Below are 18,836 nucleotides of genomic sequence, written 5' to 3'. Positions count from 1 at the left end.
CGCCACCGGCGCCGCCACAGGCCGCGAGCAGGCCGGCCAGGCCGATCGCGGAACCGTGCCGCCAGTTGCGCTTCATCATTGTTCAACGATCCCCCGAAATCCGCGACGCCGAATATGTCTACCGGGCCAAATAGTTCTACCGGGTTTGTAGAGGGTTAAAAGAGGCCGGCGGCGCGCGCTTGCCCCGTCGCACCCGCAGCTTTAAGCGTCCGCCGATGCTGGCGCGCCTATCTCATATCGACTGCTGGATCTTTGATCTGGATAACACGCTCTATCCGGCGCGCGCGAACCTGTTCGCCCGTATCGATGCCCGGATGACGGCGTTCATCGCCGACCTGCTGGGCGTGGACGAGACAGAAGCGCACCGCGTGCAAAAGGCCTATTTCCATGGTCATGGCACGACGCTGGCGGGGCTGATGGCGGATCACGGCGTCGATCCGCACGCGTTCCTAGCCTATGTCCACGATATCGAGATGGACGTGCTGGAGGCGGATGCCCCGCTGGCCGCCGCCATCGCGCGGCTGCCGGGGCGCAAGCTGGTCTTCACCAACGGCGATACGCCCTATGCGCTGAAGGTGCTGGACCGGCTGGGACTGGGCGGCAGTTTCGAGGCGGTGCACGACATCCATGCCATGGACCTGGTGCCAAAGCCGCATCCGTCCGCCTATGCCGGCCTGTGCGCCGCGTTCGACATCGACCCGACCCGCGCGATCTTCTTCGAGGACATGGCGCGCAACCTGGCGCCGGCCAAGGCGATCGGGATGACCACCGTCTGGGTCGACAACGGATCGGAGCAGGGGCCGGGCGAGGACCGCAGCTTCATCGATTTCACCACCGCGGCGCTGGCGCCGTGGCTAGACAGCATATTGGAGGATTGACGCATGAGCCAGGATCTGGCCGCCACCATCGACGCCGCCTGGGAAGACCGGGCGGCCCTGGGCTTCGACACCGCGGGCGAGGTGCGCGTGGCGGTGGACCGCGCGCTGGCGCTGCTCGACAAGGGTGAAGCGCGCGTTGCCGAGCCCGACGGCGCAGGCGGCTGGCGCGTCAACCAGTGGCTGAAGAAGGCGGTGCTGCTGTCCTTCCGCCTGAACGACAATGTGCTGATCGACAATGGGCCGGGTGCCGGCCACTGGTTCGACAAGGTGCCGTCCAAGTTCAGCGGCTGGTCGGAAGCCGAGTTCCGCGCCGCCGGCTTCCGCGCGGTACCCGGATCGGTGGTGCGTCGCGGCGCGCATGTCGCCAAGGGCGCAATCCTGATGCCGAGCTTCGTCAATATCGGCGCGCATGTCGGCGAGGGCACGATGGTCGACACCTGGGCGACCGTCGGAAGCTGCGCGCAGATCGGTCGGAACGTCCACCTGTCGGGTGGTGCCGGTATCGGCGGCGTGCTGGAGCCGCTGCAGGCCGATCCGGTGATCATCGAGGACGGCGCGTTCATCGGAGCGCGCGCCGAAGTGGCCGAGGGCGTTCGCGTCGGCGAGGGCGCGGTGCTGTCGATGGGCGTGTATCTGGGCGCATCGACCAAGATCATCGACCGGGAAACGGGCGAGGTCTTCCGCGGCGCCGTGCCGCCCTATGCCGTGGTGGTGCCGGGCACGACGCCGTCGGTGGACGGCAAGCCGGGTCTGTACTGCGCGGTGATCGTCAAGCGGGTGGACGCGCAGACCCGGTCCAAGACGAGCATCAACGACCTGCTGCGCGACTGACGCGAAGGCTTGCCACCCCGCCCCGGCGGGCCTATCTCTGAACATGTAAAACATGTTCAACGGCTAGGCCCAGCCCAGGGGAATTCCATGACCGCGACCGCCAGCAACGTCCTCGACCGCGTCCTCGTTCTCGAAATGGTGCGCGTGACGGAGGCGGCGGCGATCGCCGCCTCCACGCTTACCGGCCGCGGCGATGAAAAGGCCGCCGACGCCGCCGCCGTGGAGGCGATGCGCGCCGCGCTCAACGAACTCGACATGGACGGCACCGTGGTGATCGGCGAGGGCGAGCGCGACGAGGCGCCGATGCTGTTCATCGGCGAGAAGGTGGGCACCGGCAACGGCCCGGCGATCGACATCGCCCTCGATCCGCTGGAGGGCACCACCATCTGCGCCAAGTCCGGCCCCAACAGCCTGGCCGTGCTGGCGATCTCGGAAGGCGGCGGGCTGCTCAACGCGCCTGACGTCTATATGGACAAGATCGCGGTCGGCCCCGGCTATCCGGACGGAGTGATCGACCTGGATCGCAGCCCGACCGAGAATGTGAAGGCGATCGCGGCGGCCAAGGGTGTCGAGCCGAAGGACATCATCGCCTGTGTCCTCGATCGGCCGCGCCACGAGGCGCTGATCGCGGAGCTGCGCGGCATCGGCTGCGGCGTGGTGCTGATCGGCGACGGCGACGTGGCGGGCGTGATCGCGACCAGCGACCCCGACACGACGATCGACGTCTATATGGGGTCGGGCGGCGCGCCTGAGGGCGTGCTGGCCTGCGCCGCGCTGCGCTGCGTGGGCGGGCAGTTCAAGGGCCGCCTGCTGTTCCGCAACGACGACGAGATCGCGCGCGCCCACAAATGGGGCGTCAGCGACCTGAACAAGCAGTACGACCTGACCGAGCTGGCGCGCGGCGACTGTATCTTTGCCGCCACCGGGGTGACCGACGGCTCGCTGCTGGAGGGCGTGAAGCGCAAGGGCAAGGTGATGACCACCGAGAGCGTCGTCATGCGCGCCTCGTCCGGCACGGTGCGCTGGGTGAAGGGCGAGCATCGCATCGGCTGATGCTGCTGCCGGGGGCGCTGCTGGCGCTGGTGCTGGCGGCGCAGGTCTGGTTCCTGCGCGGGCGATCGCGGGGGGCGGCGGGGCGGTATCGGCGGTGGCTGATCCGCGCGCCGCTGGCGATGCTGGTGCCGGCACTGGTGGCGCTCGCCGCGCTGGGGCGGCTGGATGCGCTGTGGCGGTTTCCGCCCGAGTTCATGGCGCTGCGTGCGCTGCTTCCGTCGATGGAGGCGACCGCGGTCGCGATCGGCAGCCTTGCCGGGGTGATGGGTGGCCTTGCCATCATTGCGCTACGGGCGCGGTTCGGACGACCTTTGCCGGCGGCGTTGCGGCGGATGATGCCGGCACCGGGCGAGCGGGGCTGGGCGGCGCTGGTGGCGGCGATGGCCGGGGTGGTCGAGGAACCGCTCTATCGGCTGGTGCTGCCCTTGCTGGTGACGATGCTCGGCGGCAGCGCGCTGGCGGGATTTGCCGCCGCGTCGATCGTGTTCGCGCGGGCGCACCGCTATCAGGGGATACGCGGGATGGCGCTGTCGGGCAGCTTCGGGCTGGTGCTGGCGGGGCTGTACGTACTCAGCGGGCAATTGTGGCTGGTGGTGGTGTTGCACGCGCTGAACAATGCCGGGGCGCTGGTGGTGTGGCCGGCGGTTGCTGGGGCGCGGGGAGCGGCATCCACCGCAGCCGCCCGTCTCGAGTAGCCGTCGAGTAGCAGCAAAGCTGCGTATCGAGACGGTGTATCGAGAGACACATCCCCGCATGTGGCGATGTCTCGATACAAGCTCTCGATACGCAGCTTCGCTGCTACACGATCTTTACTCGACACGAACGGATAAACTCATGTTTCCGTCCGTGAGACTTCAGCTTTTCAGGCGCCAGCCGGTCCTGAAGATCCAGGTGATCCATGCAAGGCACGCCAGCAGGAACAATGCGGTGACGCCAAGGCTGATGCCCAGCGCCACGTCGGCGGTACCGAAAAAGGTCCAGCGGAAGCCGTTGATGAGGTACACGACCGGGTTGAACAGCGTGATCGTGCGCCACGGTTCGGGCAGGATGGTCACCGAATAAAAGGCGCCGCCGAGAAAGGTGAGGGGGGTGACGACGAGCAGCGGGATGACCTGCAACTGTTCGAACCCCTTCGCCCAGATGCCGATCGCGAAGCCGAACAGGCAGAAGGTGGCGGCGACCAGCACCAGATAGGCGAGCATCGCCACCGGGTGCGCGATGGGCAGGTCGACGAACAGATGCGCCGTCGCCAGGATGACGAGGCCGATCACCACCGACTTGGTGGTCGCCGCCCCGACATAGCCGAGGATCGTCTCCATCGGCGACAGGGGCGCGGACAGCAGTTCGTACATGGTGCCGGTGAATTTGGGCATGTAGATGCCCAGCGACGCGTTCAGGATGCTTTCCGAAAAGATCGCGAGCAGCATCAGCCCCGGCACGATGAAGGCGCCGTAGGGCACGCCCGACACCTCCGTCATCCGGCTGCCGATCGCGGAGCCGAAGACGATGAAATACAGCGACGTGGTGATGACCGGGACCATCAGGCTGGTCCAGATGGTGCGGCCGAAACGCGCCATTTCGAAGCGATAGATCGCCCAGATACCGTGCAGGTTCATGCGGCTTGCTCCTCGGCGCGGCGGCCTTCGACCAGATCGACGAAGATGTCCTCCAGGCTGGACTTGAAGGTTTCGAGGTCGGTGAAGGCGATATCGAGTTCCTGAAGACGGCGGAGCAGCGAGGGGATGCCGGTGCGCTCGCCGCGCGCGTCGAAGGTGTAGCGCAGGCGACGGCCTTCATCCTCCAGCGCCGGGTGCCATTCGGCGAGTTCGGCGGGCACGCTGGTCATGGGTTCGGCCAGCGTCAGCACCATTTCCCGCTTGCCCAGCTTCTGCATCATCGCGGTCTTGTCCTCGACCAGCAGCAGGCGGCCCTTGGTGATGACGCCGACGCGGTCGGCCATCTCCTCGGCCTCCTCGATATAATGCGTCGTCAGGATGATGGTGGTGCCGCGTTCGCGCAGGCGGTGGACCAGCTTCCACATGTCGCGGCGAAGCTCGACATCGACGCCGGCGGTGGGCTCGTCCAGGAACAGGATGTCGGGTTCGTGCGCCAGCGCCTTGGCGATCAGCACGCGGCGCTTCATGCCGCCCGACAGCTCGCGGATCTTGGCGTGGCGCTTGTCCCACAGCGACAGGTCGCGCAGCACCTGTTCGATATGCCCGGCATGGCCCGAGCGGCCGAACAGCCGGCGGCTGAAGGTGACGGTGGCGAGCACGGTTTCGAACTGGTCGGTCGCCAGCTCCTGCGGCACGAGGCCGAGGACGCGGCGTGCGGCCTTGTAGTCGCGCACCGCATCATGGCCGGCGACGGTGATCGTGCCGGTCGACGGCGTGACGATGCCGCAGACGATCGAGATCAGCGTCGTCTTGCCCGCGCCATTGGGCCCGAGCAGGGCGAAAATCTCGCCGCGCCGGATGTCGAGATCGACCGGGTGGAGCGCGGTGGTGCCGCCGGCATAGGTTTTACCCACGCCGGCAATGGACAGGATCGTATCGGTCATGCCGCTGTTTTGCCGCCTTTAAAGAGGTCGGTCACCGCCGGGCGTCGGCAATGGCCTTTTGCAGTTCCTCTAGCGGAAGCGCACCGGAAAGAACACGGCTCCCGACGATCCAGGCAGGCGTGCCGTTCAGCCCCAGGCGGCCGGCGGTTTCCATGTTGCGGACGATCTCGGCATCGGCGGTGGGGGTGAAGGCGGCGAGCTTGCCGGTATCGACGCCCGCGGTGCGCGCCGCAGCCGCGATCGAGGCGTCGGTGACCTGGCCGCCGGCGTAGAGGGCATCGTGAAACGCCTGGAACTTGCCCTGTGCGGCGGCCAGCAGGCTCATGCGTGCGGCGTCGCGGCTCGACTCGGCGAGGATCGGCAACTCGCGGTAGACGATGCGCAGTTTGGGATCGGCATCGGTCAACTGCTTGAGCAGCGGCAGGCTGGCGCGGCAATAACCGCAATTATAGTCGTAATATTCGACCAGCGTGACATCGCCCTTCGGGTTGCCGCTCCAGGCGCTGCCGAACGGTTTGGTCACCTGATCCGCCACCTGCGCGACCGCCTTGCCCGATTCGCGTTCCTGCAACCGGGCCATCGCCTCCGGGATCACTTCCGGATGTTCGAGCAGATAGGCGCGCACATCGGTTTCGCCCCGCGTCTGGACCAGGAGCATGCCGAGCGCGCCGACCGCCAGGCCGAGGGCGGCGACGAGCGCCAGAACGAGGCGGTTCAACGGCGGCGCTTCCGGGTGGTGTCGGCGGCGTCCTGCGATGTCATGGCAATGTCCTGCGCCCTGATCCAGTCGGGCGTGTTGGAGGGGATGTTGGCGAGCGCGTAGCGCGCGCTCTGGATGGCGGTGCGGGTGTCGCCCATCATGCTGGCACGCTCCGCCGTGGCGAGGGCGGCGCGCGCGGTGTCGCCGGTCTGCTCATAGGCGGTGCCGAGCTGCACCCAGGCGAACGGATTCTGGTCGTCGCGCTGGGTGGCGATGCGCAGGACCTTGATCGCCTCGGGCAGGTGCTGCTTCTGTTCGGTGGCGATCAGCGCATGGCCGAGCGTGGTGGCGATCAGCGGATTGTTGCGCGATCCCTCGGTCGCGGCGCGAAGCGGGGCCAGTGCCGCCTCCGGCTCACCCGCTTCCAGCAGGATCTGGCCGCGGATTTCCTGGAAATAGGGGTCGTTCGGATCCTTGACCATCAGGGCGCGGCTCTCGGCATCGGCTTTGTCCGGGTAGCCGGCCTTGTGATAGGCATAGGCGCGCGCATAATGGGCGTAGACCGACTGGTCGGCGGCCGGGAAGGCGTTGAGCGTGGACGCGGGCGTGCCGACATAGCCCTGCAGCTTGGCCTTCACGCGCCGGAAGCGCTCCTCCAGCGGCCCGTTGACGGGGGCGTTCCACGAGGGGGCGGCCTGAAGGTCGGCGGTCAGCGTCGCGATGCGCGTGCCGGACAGCGGGTGGGTCTGCGCGAACGGATCGATATTGGTGTAGCCGTAGCGGAATTCCTGGTTCTGCAGCTTCTTGAAGAAGCTCAGCATGCCCTTGCCGCTGATCCCGGAGGTGGTGAGGTAGCGCGCGCCGGCGGCGTCCGCGCTCGACTCCTGCGTGCGGGTATAGCCCAGCACCTTGCCCATCGCCGCCTGCTGGCCGAGCGCCATCATGCCGGCGCCCGCCTCGCCGCTGCCCGCCGCCATGGCGGCCAGCCCCAGCACCATCGAGAGCAGATACATGCCCATCGCGGGCTTCATCGCCTGATCGGCAAGGACGACATGGCCGTCGGCGATATGGCCCAGTTCGTGCGCGATGACGCCCTGTACCTCGTTGGCGTTGTCGGCCGCGGCGATGAGGCCGGAATGCACGTACACCGTCTGGCCGCCCGCAACGAAGGCGTTGATCGACCCGTCGTTGATCAGGACGATACGCACGTCGCGCGGCGACAGCCCCGCCGCCTTGATCAGCGGCGCGGACATGTCGGCGAACATCGCCTCCGTTTCCGCATCGCGCAGGATCGACTGGGCGGCCGCGGGCTGCGCGAAGGCGAGGACCGAAAGGGTGAAGGCGGCGAGGAGACGCTTCATGGGCGTGATTATCGTGACCTTGGGGGCGCGCGGCAACCTGCTTTGCGAAGCGGCGTGCATGGGCGGGGGCGGATGAACCGCAGCGGAATGAGAAACGCCCGCCATTCCGGGGGGAATGGCGGGCGTCTCGTCATCATCCGTCGGCGTGTCGGCCTGTCAGGCGCCGAACGTCCGCTGCCACCAGCCGCGGCGCGGCGTATCGGTGGTGTCCTCGGCCGCAGGCGCCGCCGCCGGTGCGGCATCCGCTGCATCCGGCTGGACCTCGGCTGCGACCGGCTCGGCGGGAGCCAGCGTCGCGGCGGCCGAGGGGCCCTCGTCGGCGGCATCGGCGACGGGCGCCTCCACCTTCTTCTTGCGGGTGCGCTTCGGCTTGGGGGCGGGGGCCTCCTCGACGACGGGGGCTTCGGCCGGAGCCTCCTCCACCTTCTTCTTGCGCGTCCGCTTCGGCTTGGGCGCGGGCTCCTCGGCCGCGACCGGCTCGGCGACGGGCGCCGGCGTCGCAACCGTTTCCTCGGCCGCGGCCGGGGCGGTCGCGGCGCGGGCACGCGGGCGGCGACGCGTCTTGGGGGCGGGGGCCTCCTCGACCGCGGGCGCTTCCTCGGCGACCGGTTCCGGCTCGGCGACCGGCAGCGGCTCCGGCAGGGCGTCGGCGATCGGCGGGGCCGCTTCGGGTTCCGCTTCCGGTTCGGCGGTGTCGGCGACGGGCTCGTCCGCCTGCACCTCGACGGCTGCCTCGCCGCGGTTGCCACGACCACGCCGGCCGCGACGGCCACGACGACGGCGACCTTCACCGCCCTCGGCCTCGGCTACGGGTTCGGCGTCCTGGGTATCGGCCTCGACCGCGTCGACATCCTCGGCCTGCTCGCCTTCGTCGGTGTCGACCGCCTCGTCCTCGCCCTCGGCTGCCTCGTCCTGCTGGCCCTCGTCCTGACCACGACCGCGACGTCCGCGACGACGGCGACGGCGCTTGCGACCATTGCCTTCGCCCTCGCCCTGCTCGGCCCACGGGCGGGCTTCCTCGGCGCGCTCCTCGACCTCTACCTCGTCCTCTTCTTCCTCGATCTCATCGATCAGGTCGCTGTCGTCTTCCTCGACCGGCAACAAAGCATCGATGCGCGGCGGATGCGCGGGCGGCGGACCGGACGCTTCGACCGACATGCGTGCGCCCTCTTCCTCGCGATCGGGCAGGATCTCGACGGAGACGCCGTAGCGTTCCTCGATCTCGGCGATGTCGGCGCGCTTCTTGTTGAGCACGTAGACGGCGGCTTCCTGGCTGGCGCGTAGCGTTAGGATCGAGCCGCGACCGCGGGCGGCCTCGTCCTCGATCAGGCGCAGCGCCGACAGGCCCGAGGACGAGGCGGTGCGGACGAGACCGGTGCCCTCGCAATGCGGGCACTGGCGGGTCGATGCCTCCAGCACGCCGGTGCGCAGGCGCTGGCGGCTCATTTCCATCAGGCCGAAGGACGAGATGCGGCCGACCTGGATGCGGGCGCGGTCGTTCTTCAGCGCCTCCTTCATCGCCTTCTCGACCTTCCGGACATTGGAATGATTGTCCATGTCGATGAAGTCGATGACGACGAGGCCGGCCATGTCGCGCAGGCGAAGCTGACGCGCGATCTCCTGTGCCGCCTCAAGGTTCGTCGCGGTGGCGGTCTGCTCGATATTATGTTCGCGGGTGGAGCGGCCGGAGTTGATGTCGATCGAGACCAGCGCCTCGGTCGGGTTGATGACGAGATAGCCACCCGACTTCAACTGGACGACGGGATTGTACATCGCCGCCAACTGATCCTCGACATGCGCGCGCTGGAAGAGCGGCACGGCATCGGCATATTGCTTCACGCGGCGGGCATGTGCCGGCATCAACAGGCGCATGAAGTCCTTGGCGTGGCTGTATCCTTCCTCGCCCTCGACGATCACTTCCTCGATCTCGCGATTATAGATGTCGCGAATCGCGCGCTTGATGAGATCGGAGTCGCCATAGACGAGCGCCGGCGCCGACGAGGTCAGCGTCTTTTCGCGAATACCGTCCCACAGGCGGGCGAGATAGTCGAAGTCGCGCTTGATCTCGGTCTTGGTGCGCTGAAGCCCGGCGGTGCGGACGATGCAACCCATCGACGAGGGGAGCGCGAGATCGGCCATGATCGACTTCAGCCGCTTGCGATCGGCCGCGTTCGAGATCTTGCGGCTGATGCCGCCGCCATGGCTGGTGTTGGGCATCAGCACGCAGTAGCGGCCGGCGAGCGACAGATAGGTGGTGAGCGCCGCACCCTTGTTGCCGCGCTCTTCCTTTACGACCTGGACGAGCAGCACCTGACGGCGGCGGATCACGTCCTGAATCTTGTAGCGGCGGCGCAGGGACTGGCGACGCGCCCGCAGCGCCTCGACCTGGTCGTCGTTGACGGTCGCCTTTTTCGGGCGCGGCGCGTCCTCGCCCTCTTCGCCTTCGCTCAGATCGGCGTCGTGGTCGCCCGGCTCATGGTCGTGATCGTCCTCGCCGTCGAAATCCTCGTCATCCTCGGCGTCGAGTTCGGCGCGCAGGGCAGCTTCCTCGGCGGCATGCTCGGCCTCTTCGCGGAGCAGCGCCTCGCGATCCTCCTTGGGGATCTGGTAGTAATCGGGGTGGATTTCCGAAAAGGCGAGGAAGCCGTGCCGGTTGCCGCCGTAATCGACGAACGCCGCCTGCAGCGACGGCTCGACGCGGGTCACCTTGGCGAGATAGATGTTGCCCTTGAGCTGCTTGCGCTCGGCGGACTCGAAATCGAATTCTTCGATGCGGTTATTCTTGACGACCGCCACCCGGGTCTCTTCCCGGTGGCGTGCGTCGATCAGCATACGCGTGGTCATTATATGGTCTCCACGCGCGCGCCGGGCCTGTGGGCTGCCGTCGCGCGCGGTAAATGGGTGCGGCGGCGCGGGGCGCCGGGTCGCAACGATGTAGGCGGAATGTGTCTGCGCGCTGCGCCTGCCCGGTGGGAGTTCCGGGCGCGACCCACGACGCCGCGACCCCGCCGGCAAAAGCCGGTCGGTCAGCGTAGTGGGGCAATTGCGGCATGCGAGCGTCAACCTGGTTGGCCGCGACGGGAAATCGCGCGGGCCGTGATACCCCCTTCGGTGCCGGAAAACGGCGTGACCCAAGGGTGCAAATCGGAGGCTAGCATCTCCGCGATATGACCGCAACCGGAACGATTCGGCCGACACTGCCGGCAAGAATTTGCCGAATGACGGATTAACCCCATTCCGCAACCCTGGAGACAGGTAGGCAGGTTATACTCTCCCGATCGATCCCAGGGTCGAAAAAGGGTAATGCGTTGATGGCTTTTCGCTGGACCGTCAGGACCAGATCGCGGCATGACCGAAGGGGCATGGCGACGCTGCTGGTTTTTCTCCTCGGGTGGTTTCTGCCCGGCCCCGCGCTCGCCGCGGTGGTGGAGCGCGTGAGCGTGGCGGAGGGGCGGATCGCGATCCGCTTCGACGGCGCGGTGAAGCGAGCGCGAAGCGTGATGCTGGGCGAGCCGCGGCGGATCTCGGTGGACGTGGTGGGTGCCTCACCCGGGCATCTGCGCGTCCGCGACGGCTTCGTGCGCGCAGTGGAACAGCAGCGCATCGCGCCGGATACGACGCGCATCACCTTCCAACTGGCGCAGGACGCGGTGGTGCATGACGGCGGCTTTGACGGCGAAGGACGCGAACTGACGCTGTCGCTCCGGGCGGTGCCCGTAGGCTATACGCAGGCCAGTCTGGGTGGAGCGCTGGACTTCTTCCCTTTCCGTTTCGGCAGCGAACCGCGCTACAAGCTGTCCATCCCGGTGCCGCCGCCCACCAAGGCGCAACCATTGCCCAAGGTCGCGGGCAACGACAACCGCCCGCTGGTGGTGATCGATGCCGGACATGGTGGCGTCGATCCCGGCGCGATCAATCCGGAAACGGGCCTGCGCGAAAAGGACGTGACGCTGAAGATCGCCAAGGCGATCCGCGACAAGCTGCTGGAAAGCGGGCGCGTGCGCGTGGCCTTGACCCGCAGCGACGACCGCTATCTGGTCCTGCGCGAACGATATGGCATCGCACGACGCCTGCATGGGGATTTGTTTATATCGGTGCATTGTGACAGCGTGGGGTCCGGGGAGGCGAGCGGGGCGTCGGTTTACACGCTGTCCGAGGTGGCGTCCGACAAGGAGGCGGCGCGGCTGGCGGCGCGGGAGAACAAGGCGGACGTCATCGCAGGCGTCGACCTGGGGGACGAGGCAGCGGACGTGTCGTCGATCCTGATCGACCTGGCGCAGCGCGAAACCATGAACAATTCTGCAGGGTTCGCCCGGTTGCTGGGACGCGAGGCGCGGCCGTTGATCCCGACCAAGACGGTGTTCCACCGCATGGCGTCGCTGATGGTGCTGAAGGCCCCCGACATGCCCTCCATCCTGTTCGAGACCGGCTATATCTCCAACGCGCGCGACGCGGCGTTCCTGGACAGCCGCGAGGGGCGCAACAAGATCGCTGAAAGCGTCACGCGCGCGGTGGAGATCCATTTCGCGCGCAAGATGGCGGCGCGCTGACCGGCGGAGGTGGATAAGCGCGAAGGGAAGCCGTAAAGCGCCGCGCATCATGATCCGCGTCTGTGCCCTGTACCGCTTTGCCGCCTTTCCCGACCCTGCCGCGCTGCGCGCGCCCCTGCTCGCCGCAGCCGAGGCAGCGGGAATCAAGGGTACCCTGCTGCTGGCGGGCGAGGGCATCAACGGCACGATCGCGGGCACGCATGACGGCATCGAGGCGGTGCTGGCGCATATCCGGGACCTGCCCGGCTGTGCCGACCTGGAGGTAAAGGACTCGACCGCCGAGACGATGCCGTTCCATCGCCTGAAGGTGCGCCTGAAGGCCGAGATCGTGTCGATGGGCGTGGCCGGCATCGATCCGACGCGCGAGGTGGGCACCTATGTCGCGCCGGCCGACTGGAACGCCCTGATCGCGCAGCCCGACACGCTGGTGATCGACACACGCAACGATTATGAGGTCGCGATCGGCACCTTTGCCAATGCGGTCGATCCGGGCACCGCGAGCTTTCGCGATTTCCCCCAGTGGTTTCGCGACCACCGCGACGCATTGCTGGCAGGCAAGGCCCGCGTCGCGATGTTCTGCACCGGCGGCATACGGTGCGAAAAGGCGACCGCGTTCCTGAAGGCCGAGGGGGTGGATGCGGTCTATCACCTGGACGGCGGCATCCTGAAATATCTGGAAACCGTGCCCGAGGCGGAGAGCGCATGGGCCGGCGAATGCTTCGTGTTCGACCACCGGGTCGCGGTGCGCCACGGACTGGAACAGGGCGAGCATCAGCTATGCCATGGCTGCCGCATGCCGGTCAGCCCGGCCGATCGCGCGTCGCCGCTGTACGAGGAAGGCGTGTCCTGCCCGGCCTGCCACGGGCAGCGCGACGAGGCGACGCGCGCGGGCGCGGCGGAGCGGCACCGGCAGGAGATGCTGGCGCGGGCGCGGGGCACCGCGCATGTCGGCGCACGGTTCGACGCAGCGCCGCGGCGCGACGACCGCTGATGGGTGGCAAGCGGGTGCGAACCTGCTACACGCCGGCGCGGTAACATGGCGTCCGATCCTTCCTCCACCGCATCCCCGAACCCGCGCCGCCGCCTTTTCGCGCGGTGGTGGGTCAAGGCGCTGGCCGCGCTGGCGCTGCTCGCAGCGATCGGTGCGGGCGTGTTCTGGCTGATCTTCATGCGCGACCTGCCCTCGGTCGATGCGCTGAAGGCCTATGAGCCGCCGCTGCCGACGCATGTGCGCGGGATCGATGGCGCGCCGATCCAGTCCTATGCGCGCGAGCGGCGGGTGGAACTCTCCTACGCCGAATATCCGCCGATGCTGATCCGTGCCTTCCTGGCGGCGGAGGACAAGACCTTTTTCGAGCATGGCGGCGTCGATTATCCGGGACTGGCCGGCGCGGTGCTGGATTATGTGCAGAAGTTCGGCAGCGGCCGGCGCGCCAAGGGCGGATCGACGATCACCCAGCAGGTCGCCAAGAACCTGTTGATCGGCAACGAATATTCGCCGACGCGCAAGGTGCGCGAGGCGATATTGGCGTACAAGATCGAGGATACGCTGACCAAGCCGCAGATCCTGGAGTTGTACCTCAACCAGATCGCGCTGGGCCGCAACGCGTTCGGCGTGGAAGCGGCGGCACATGCCTATTTCGACAAGGAACTGGACGAACTGACGCTGGGCCAGCTCGCCTATCTGGCGATCCTGCCCAAGGGGCCGTCCAATTACGATCCGGTGCGCCATCCGGACCGGGCGCTGGCGCGTCGCAACTATGTGCTCAGCGAAATGCTGAGGAACAACTTCATCACGCGCGCGCAATATGAAAGCGCCAATGCCGAGCCGCTGGGCACCGTGCTGCGCCGCACGTCGAAATACGAGACGGTGGGCGGCTATTTCGTGGAGGAGGTGCGCCGGCAACTGCTCGACAAGTTCGGCGAGACGGCCAAGGACGGGCCGTACAGCGTCTATTCGGGCGGGCTGTGGGTGCGGACCTCGCTCGACACGCGGTTGCAGGACCTGGCGGCCAAGGCGCTGCGCGACGGCCTGATCCGCTATGACGGCGGGCGTGGCTGGTCCGGTCCGATCCGCCATGTCGATATCGACGGCGACAAATGGCTGCAGGCGCTGCTCAACACCAATATCGGCGTCGATTACGAGGATTGGCGCGCCGGCATCCTGATCGCGCGGCAAGGCGGCGAATGGTCGATCGGCTTCGCCAATGGCCGGACGGGCAGTGTGCCGCGCGCCAACGCGCAGATGCCGGTGCGCGGCAAGGGCGGCACCGCGTTCGCCGCGTTCAAGGCCGGCGACATCGTCGCGGTGGCGCCGTCGGGCAGCAGCTTCGCATTGCGGTCGATTCCGCGCATCTCCGGCGGCTTCGTGGTGGAGGAACCGGCGAGCGGCCGGGTGCTGGCGATGCAGGGCGGGTTCGACGCGCGGTTGCAGGCGTTCAACCGAGCGACCCAGGCGCAGCGCCAGCCGGGATCGACGATCAAGCCGATCGTCTATTCCGCCGCACTGGACAATGGCATGACGCCGGCGTCGATCGTGGTGGACGGCCCCTTCTGCGTCGATCAGGGCGCGCGGCTGGGCACCAAATGCTTCCGCAATTTCGGCGGATCGCGCGGGGCGGGGCCGCACACGATGCGCTGGGGCATCGAGCAGTCGCGCAACCTGATGACGGTGCGCACCGCCGCGACGGTGGGGATGCCGCGCGTGGTGGCGACGATCAAGAAGATGGGGATCGGCGATTTCCCGCCTTATCTGTCCTATGCGCTGGGGGCGGGGGAGACGACCGTTTCGGCGATGGTCAACGCCTATGCGATCCTGGCGAACAACGGGCGTGGCGGTGCGCCCAGCCTGATCGATTTCGTGCAGGACCGTCACGGCAAGGTGATCTGGCCGGAGAACTGGCGCGCCTGCGACCGGTGCAACGCGGCCGATTATGACGGCAAGCCGATGCCGCGCCCGCAGGGCCGGCAGCGCCAGGTGCTGGATGCGATGACCGCGTTCCAGATGGTGCACATCACCGAGGGCGTGATCCAGCGCGGCACCGCCACCGTGCTGCGCGACCTGGACCGGCCGATGTTCGGCAAGACCGGCACCAACAACGGCCCCACCGACGTGTGGTTCATCGGCGGCACGCCGCAGTTCGTCGGCGGCCTGTATATCGGGTACGACTCGCCGAGGAGCCTGGGCGGCGCGGCGCAGGGTGGCACGCTGGCGGCGCCGATCTTCAAGCAGTTCGCGGTGAAGGCGTATGAGGGGATGGACAAGCTGCCCTTCCGCGCGCCAGCCGGCATCCGCATGGTGCGGATCGACCGCGGCAGCGGGCGGCCGGTCTATGGCACCTTCCCGACCGGCAACGATCCCAAGCCCGCGGTGATCTGGGAAGCGTTCAAGCCGGCCAGCGAGCCGCGCCGCGCGCGCCGCCGTGCCGGCCCGGCCCCGACCGCGACGCCGACGACCACGCGCACCGACACACCACCGCGCGACAGCGACTTCTTGCAAAGAGAAGGCGGAATCTACTAGCGCGCTTACCTATATATTGCCGGCCGTGCGGCCGATCCCGTCCGCGACGTCTCGCGAACCGGGCCGCACGACCACATAGGAGAATAGTTCATGCGCGCCGAAGCGCAGGCTCATGTCGATTCGATCAACGAAGCGCTGGCGCTGCTGCGCCAATCCCTCGATTGGGACCGCGCGCTGCGTCGGCTCGACGAATTGAATGCGCGGGTCGAGGACCCGACGCTGTGGAACGACGCCAAGCAGGCGCAGGACGTGATGCGCGAGCGCCGCCGGCTGGACGAGGCGATCGGCGCGACGCGCGCGATCGAAAGCGAGATGGCGGGCACGGTCGAGTTGATCGAGCTGGCCGAGGCCGAGGGCGACCAGGAACTGGCCGACGAGGGTGCCAAGTCGCTGGCCGAACTGGCGCAGCGTGCCGAGGCGGACAAGGTGAAGGCGCTGCTGAACGGCGAGGCCGACGCCAACGACACCTATCTGGAGATCAACGCGGGCGCGGGCGGCACCGAGAGCCAGGATTGGGCCGAGATGTTGCAGCGCATGTACACGCGCTGGGCCGAGCGGCACGGGATGAAGGTGGAGCTGGTCGACTATCACGCGGGCGAGCAGGCGGGGATCAAGTCCGCCACGCTGCTGGTGAAGGGCGAGAACGCCTATGGCTATGCCAAGACCGAGTCGGGCGTGCACCGGCTGGTGCGGATCAGCCCGTACGACTCGTCGGCGCGCCGGCACACCAGCTTCTCGTCGGTGTGGGTCTATCCGGTGATCGACGACAATATCGAGGTCAACTACAACGAAAGCGACCTGCGCATCGACACCTACCGCGCATCGGGCGCGGGCGGGCAGCACATCAACACGACCGATTCGGCGGTGCGCATCACGCACATCCCGACCGGCATCGTCGTGCAGTGCCAGAACCAGCGTTCGCAGCACAAGAACAAGGCGGAGGCGTACAACCAGTTGCGCGCCCGCCTGTACGAGCGCGAACTGGCCGAGCGCGAGGCGGCGGCGAATGCGCAGAACGCCACCAAGACCGATATCGGCTGGGGGCACCAGATCCGCTCCTATGTGCTGCAGCCCTATCAGCTGGTGAAGGACCTGCGCACCGGCGTGACCTCCACCGCGCCCGGCGACGTGCTGGACGGCAAGCTGGATGATTTCATGGCCGCCGCCCTGTCGCAGCGCGTCACCGGTGAGACGGTGGCGGTGGACGACGTCGACTGAGATGCCGCGCGTGCGCGCCCTTGTGCTTCTGGCCCTCGCGCTTGCCGGGTGCGACGGCTCCAAGCCGCTGATCAAGAACGAGCCCGACAAGCCCGGCCCGTTTCCGGCGGCGGACCGGCCGGTGGCGCATATCGTGTCGTCGCGCTGGTCGAACGAGGATGCGCGCGACCGGCTGCGCGAGGCGGATACGGTGATGAACCGCGCCAATATCCGCCCCGGCATGACGGTGGCCGATATCGGCGCGGGCGAGGGCTATTACACGGTGCGGCTGGCCGCGCGCGTCGGCGCGGAGGGGCGCGTGCTGGCCGAGGACATCATGGCGGACACGCGCGACAGCCTGGCCGAGCGGGTGGCGCGCGAGCGGCTGGACAATGTGAGCGTGCGGCTGGGCGAACCGGCCGACCCCAAGCTGCCCGACAACAGCTTCGACCGGGTGCTGATGGTCCACATGTACCATGAGATCGCGCAGCCCTATGAATTCCTGTGGCGGCTGTTCCCGTCGCTCCGCAAGGACGGGCTGGTCGTGGTGGTCGATGCCAAGCGTGCGACGCGCGACCATGGTACGCCGCCCGCCCTGCTGAAATGCGAGTTCGAGGCGGTGGGTTTCCGGCAGGTGGCGATGATGGAGATGCCGTCGGCCGGCGGCTATCTGGCGACCTTCCGCGCGGTGGGGCCGCGGCCAGAGCCGGAGGCGATCCGGCCGTGCAGGATGCAGCAGGGTTCAGAGTAGCCCTTCGTCGCGAAAGCTGGTGACGGACGTGGGCGTGACGATCCGGTGTTCCGCCAGCCGGATGCCGAGCGTGTCGAGCCCCGTGGCCAGCCGGCGGGTGTAGCGCAGGTCGGCCATGCTGGGGCGGGGATCGCCGTCCGGGTGGTTGTGGGCCAGCATCACCGCGACGGCGCCGAACAGCAGCGCGTCGCGGGCGATGCGGCGGATCGGCAGGTGCACGCCGTCAGCATGGCCGGCGACGTGGCGCAGCGCCAACAAGCTCCATTGCGGATCGAAATAGCCGATCGCGGCCAGCTCGAACCGGGCGTCCGCCAGCCCGCGGTGCAGCGTTGCGGCCGTGATGGGGGGTGCAAGGCGGGGTAGGGGCGGCACCCCCCGCCGTGCCGGGACGCGCAGCGCGGTGCACGTGCAAGCCCAACCATAATGGACGAGCGCGCCGCGTGCCGCTACGCGGAGAGCCATGCGTCAGTATCTCGACCTCATGGAGCGCGTGCTCGATTCCGGCAGCCGCCAGATGGACCGGACGGGCACGGGCACGCTGTCCGTCTTCGGGCACCAGATGCGCTTCGATCTGCGCGAAGGCTTTCCGGTGCTGACCACCAAGAAGCTGCATCTGCGATCGATCATCGTCGAGCTGCTGTGGTTCCTGCGCGGCGACACCAATGTGCGCTGGCTGCAGGAGCGCCGGGTGTCGATCTGGGACGAGTGGGCGGATGCCGAGGGCGATCTCGGGCCGGTTTACGGCAAGCAGTGGCGCGACTGGGTGGCGGCGGACGGGCGGCATATCGACCAGATCCGGGAGCTGGTGGAACAGATCCGCACCCAGCCCGCCTCGCGCCGGCAGATCGTGACCGCGTGGAACCCCGGCGACCTGCATGCGATGGCGCTGGCGCCGTGCCACTGCCTGTTCCAGACGCATGTCGCGGACGGGCGGCTGTCGCTGCAACTGTATCAGCGATCGGCGGACATCTTTCTGGGGGTGCCGTTCAACATCGCCTCCTACGCGCTGCTCACCCACATGCTGGCGCAGCAATGCGGGCTGGAGGTGGGCGAGTTCATCTGGACCGGCGGCGACTGCCACCTGTACCTGAACCATCTGGAGCAGGCGCGCACGCAACTGGCGCGCGAACCGGGCGCGCTGCCGCGGCTGGAGATCACCCGCCGGCCGGATGCGATCGACGGGTATGAGGCGGAGGATTTCGTGCTGCACGATTATGTGGCGCAGGCCCATATCAAGGCGCCGGTGGCGATATGATCGTCTTCTATCTGGCGCGCGCCGATAACGGCGTGATCGGCAATGATGGTGACATCCCCTGGCATATTCCGGGCGAGCAGCGTCGGTTCAAGACCATGACGATGGGCAAGCCGATGGTGATGGGGCGCAAGACCTTTGAAAGCTTCCCCGCGCCGCTGCCCGGGCGGCGGCATATCGTGT

General features: G+C 67.9%; 17 protein-coding genes. 11 read left to right on the top strand and 6 right to left on the bottom strand.

Going from position 1 to position 18,836, the window contains the following annotated elements:
- Positions 1 to 215: 215 nt before the first annotated feature.
- The 4 genes from OXR08_RS17585 to OXR08_RS17570 all read left to right on the top strand — a co-directional run bounded on the left by OXR08_RS17585 (position 216) and on the right by OXR08_RS17570 (position 3,457).
- Positions 216 to 878, top strand: a complete 663-nt coding sequence (locus OXR08_RS17585) for a pyrimidine 5'-nucleotidase (RefSeq protein WP_112381307.1) — start codon at positions 216 to 218, stop codon at positions 876 to 878.
- A 3-nt stretch (positions 879 to 881) separates the two neighbouring features.
- On the top strand, positions 882 to 1,709 hold the full coding sequence (dapD, locus tag OXR08_RS17580; protein WP_149681023.1) for a 2,3,4,5-tetrahydropyridine-2,6-dicarboxylate N-succinyltransferase: 828 nt from the start codon (positions 882 to 884) through the stop codon (positions 1,707 to 1,709).
- An 87-nt stretch (positions 1,710 to 1,796) separates the two neighbouring features.
- Complete coding sequence (glpX, locus tag OXR08_RS17575) at positions 1,797 to 2,762, top strand: class II fructose-bisphosphatase (RefSeq protein WP_112381305.1); 966 nt, start codon at positions 1,797 to 1,799, stop codon at positions 2,760 to 2,762.
- Positions 2,762 to 3,457, top strand: coding sequence for a CPBP family intramembrane glutamic endopeptidase (locus OXR08_RS17570; protein ID WP_267351831.1), 696 nt, complete (start codon positions 2,762 to 2,764; stop codon positions 3,455 to 3,457). The genes glpX and OXR08_RS17570 overlap by 1 nt, the downstream gene beginning before the upstream one ends.
- A gap of 159 nt (positions 3,458 to 3,616) precedes the next feature.
- Here the strand turns inward: OXR08_RS17570 and OXR08_RS17565 are convergent, their stop codons facing one another.
- From OXR08_RS17565 to OXR08_RS17545, 5 genes are all read right to left on the bottom strand, one after another.
- Positions 3,617 to 4,378, bottom strand: a complete 762-nt coding sequence (locus tag OXR08_RS17565) for an ABC transporter permease (protein WP_149681021.1) — start codon at positions 4,376 to 4,378, stop codon at positions 3,617 to 3,619.
- Positions 4,375 to 5,322, bottom strand: a complete 948-nt coding sequence (locus tag OXR08_RS17560) for an ABC transporter ATP-binding protein (RefSeq protein WP_112381302.1) — start codon at positions 5,320 to 5,322, stop codon at positions 4,375 to 4,377. The genes OXR08_RS17565 and OXR08_RS17560 overlap by 4 nt, the downstream gene beginning before the upstream one ends.
- Positions 5,323 to 5,353: 31 nt before the next feature.
- Positions 5,354 to 5,980: a DsbA family protein gene (locus OXR08_RS17555; RefSeq protein WP_112381757.1), complete on the bottom strand. Its 627-nt coding sequence runs from the start codon at positions 5,978 to 5,980 to the stop codon at positions 5,354 to 5,356.
- Between the two features lie 56 nt (positions 5,981 to 6,036).
- Positions 6,037 to 7,383: a M48 family metalloprotease gene (locus OXR08_RS17550; RefSeq protein ID WP_112381301.1), complete on the bottom strand. Its 1,347-nt coding sequence runs from the start codon at positions 7,381 to 7,383 to the stop codon at positions 6,037 to 6,039.
- Positions 7,384 to 7,539: 156 nt separating this feature from the next.
- Positions 7,540 to 10,215, bottom strand: a complete 2,676-nt coding sequence (locus tag OXR08_RS17545; protein WP_267351834.1) for a ribonuclease E/G — start codon at positions 10,213 to 10,215, stop codon at positions 7,540 to 7,542.
- 530 nt (positions 10,216 to 10,745) lie between these two features.
- Between OXR08_RS17545 and OXR08_RS17540 the strand changes: the two genes are divergently transcribed.
- The 5 genes from OXR08_RS17540 to OXR08_RS17520 all read left to right on the top strand — a co-directional run bounded on the left by OXR08_RS17540 (position 10,746) and on the right by OXR08_RS17520 (position 17,401).
- Complete coding sequence (locus OXR08_RS17540) at positions 10,746 to 11,933, top strand: N-acetylmuramoyl-L-alanine amidase (protein ID WP_267351826.1); 1,188 nt, start codon at positions 10,746 to 10,748, stop codon at positions 11,931 to 11,933.
- Between the two features lie 49 nt (positions 11,934 to 11,982).
- Positions 11,983 to 12,924 (top strand): rhodanese-related sulfurtransferase, encoded by a 942-nt coding sequence (locus OXR08_RS17535; protein ID WP_267351824.1) that lies wholly within the window; start codon positions 11,983 to 11,985, stop codon positions 12,922 to 12,924.
- A gap of 45 nt (positions 12,925 to 12,969) precedes the next feature.
- Positions 12,970 to 15,453 carry a transglycosylase domain-containing protein gene (locus OXR08_RS17530; protein ID WP_267351822.1) on the top strand — a complete coding sequence of 828 codons (2,484 nt, stop codon included), beginning with the start codon at positions 12,970 to 12,972 and terminating at the stop codon, positions 15,451 to 15,453.
- A gap of 90 nt (positions 15,454 to 15,543) precedes the next feature.
- Complete coding sequence (gene prfB, locus OXR08_RS17525; RefSeq protein WP_112381296.1) at positions 15,544 to 16,671, top strand: peptide chain release factor 2; 1,128 nt, start codon at positions 15,544 to 15,546, stop codon at positions 16,669 to 16,671.
- 1 nt (position 16,672) lies between these two features.
- Positions 16,673 to 17,401 carry a methyltransferase domain-containing protein gene (locus OXR08_RS17520; protein ID WP_267351819.1) on the top strand — a complete coding sequence of 243 codons (729 nt, stop codon included), beginning with the start codon at positions 16,673 to 16,675 and terminating at the stop codon, positions 17,399 to 17,401.
- Here the strand turns inward: OXR08_RS17520 and OXR08_RS17515 are convergent.
- The gene (locus tag OXR08_RS17515) at positions 17,393 to 17,863 is read right to left on the bottom strand and encodes a JAB domain-containing protein (RefSeq protein ID WP_267351817.1); all 471 of its coding nucleotides are present in this window, start codon (positions 17,861 to 17,863) and stop codon (positions 17,393 to 17,395) included. The two genes, OXR08_RS17520 and OXR08_RS17515, sit on opposite strands and share 9 nt — an antisense overlap.
- Between OXR08_RS17515 and OXR08_RS17510 the strand changes: the two genes are divergently transcribed.
- Complete coding sequence (locus OXR08_RS17510; RefSeq protein WP_267351815.1) at positions 17,862 to 18,656, top strand: thymidylate synthase; 795 nt, start codon at positions 17,862 to 17,864, stop codon at positions 18,654 to 18,656. The two genes, OXR08_RS17515 and OXR08_RS17510, sit on opposite strands and share 2 nt — an antisense overlap.
- The coding region (locus OXR08_RS17505) for a dihydrofolate reductase (RefSeq protein ID WP_267351813.1) at positions 18,653 to 18,836 on the top strand (184 nt) is incomplete at its 3' end. The genes OXR08_RS17510 and OXR08_RS17505, both read left to right, overlap by 4 nt.

This window comes from Sphingomonas sp. GM_Shp_2, from assembly GCF_026540875.1.
Lineage (GTDB): Bacteria > Pseudomonadota > Alphaproteobacteria > Sphingomonadales > Sphingomonadaceae > Sphingomonas > Sphingomonas carotinifaciens.
This window is presented reverse-complemented; position numbering and strand designations above follow the sequence as displayed.

Excerpts from the sequence above, each read along its gene's own strand:
- prfB (WP_112381296.1), top strand. The coding sequence starts at position 15,544 with ATGCGCGCCGAAGCGCAGGCTCATGTCGATTCGATCAACGAAGCGCTG.
- OXR08_RS17550 (WP_112381301.1), bottom strand. The coding sequence starts at position 7,383 with ATGAAGCGTCTCCTCGCCGCCTTCACCCTTTCGGTCCTCGCCTTCGCG.
- OXR08_RS17545 (WP_267351834.1), bottom strand. The coding sequence starts at position 10,215 with ATGCTGATCGACGCACGCCACCGGGAAGAGACCCGGGTGGCGGTCGTC.
- OXR08_RS17520 (WP_267351819.1), top strand. The coding sequence starts at position 16,673 with ATGCCGCGCGTGCGCGCCCTTGTGCTTCTGGCCCTCGCGCTTGCCGGG.
- OXR08_RS17555 (WP_112381757.1), bottom strand. The coding sequence starts at position 5,980 with ATGCTCCTGGTCCAGACGCGGGGCGAAACCGATGTGCGCGCCTATCTG.
- OXR08_RS17510 (WP_267351815.1), top strand. The coding sequence starts at position 17,862 with ATGCGTCAGTATCTCGACCTCATGGAGCGCGTGCTCGATTCCGGCAGC.
- OXR08_RS17515 (WP_267351817.1), bottom strand. The coding sequence starts at position 17,863 with ATGGCTCTCCGCGTAGCGGCACGCGGCGCGCTCGTCCATTATGGTTGG.
- OXR08_RS17560 (WP_112381302.1), bottom strand. The coding sequence starts at position 5,322 with ATGACCGATACGATCCTGTCCATTGCCGGCGTGGGTAAAACCTATGCC.
- OXR08_RS17570 (WP_267351831.1), top strand. The coding sequence starts at position 2,762 with ATGCTGCTGCCGGGGGCGCTGCTGGCGCTGGTGCTGGCGGCGCAGGTC.
- OXR08_RS17565 (WP_149681021.1), bottom strand. The coding sequence starts at position 4,378 with ATGAACCTGCACGGTATCTGGGCGATCTATCGCTTCGAAATGGCGCGT.
- dapD (WP_149681023.1), top strand. The coding sequence starts at position 882 with ATGAGCCAGGATCTGGCCGCCACCATCGACGCCGCCTGGGAAGACCGG.
- OXR08_RS17530 (WP_267351822.1), top strand. The coding sequence starts at position 12,970 with ATGGCGTCCGATCCTTCCTCCACCGCATCCCCGAACCCGCGCCGCCGC.
- glpX (WP_112381305.1), top strand. The coding sequence starts at position 1,797 with ATGACCGCGACCGCCAGCAACGTCCTCGACCGCGTCCTCGTTCTCGAA.
- OXR08_RS17535 (WP_267351824.1), top strand. The coding sequence starts at position 11,983 with ATGATCCGCGTCTGTGCCCTGTACCGCTTTGCCGCCTTTCCCGACCCT.
- OXR08_RS17540 (WP_267351826.1), top strand. The coding sequence starts at position 10,746 with ATGGCGACGCTGCTGGTTTTTCTCCTCGGGTGGTTTCTGCCCGGCCCC.
- OXR08_RS17585 (WP_112381307.1), top strand. The coding sequence starts at position 216 with ATGCTGGCGCGCCTATCTCATATCGACTGCTGGATCTTTGATCTGGAT.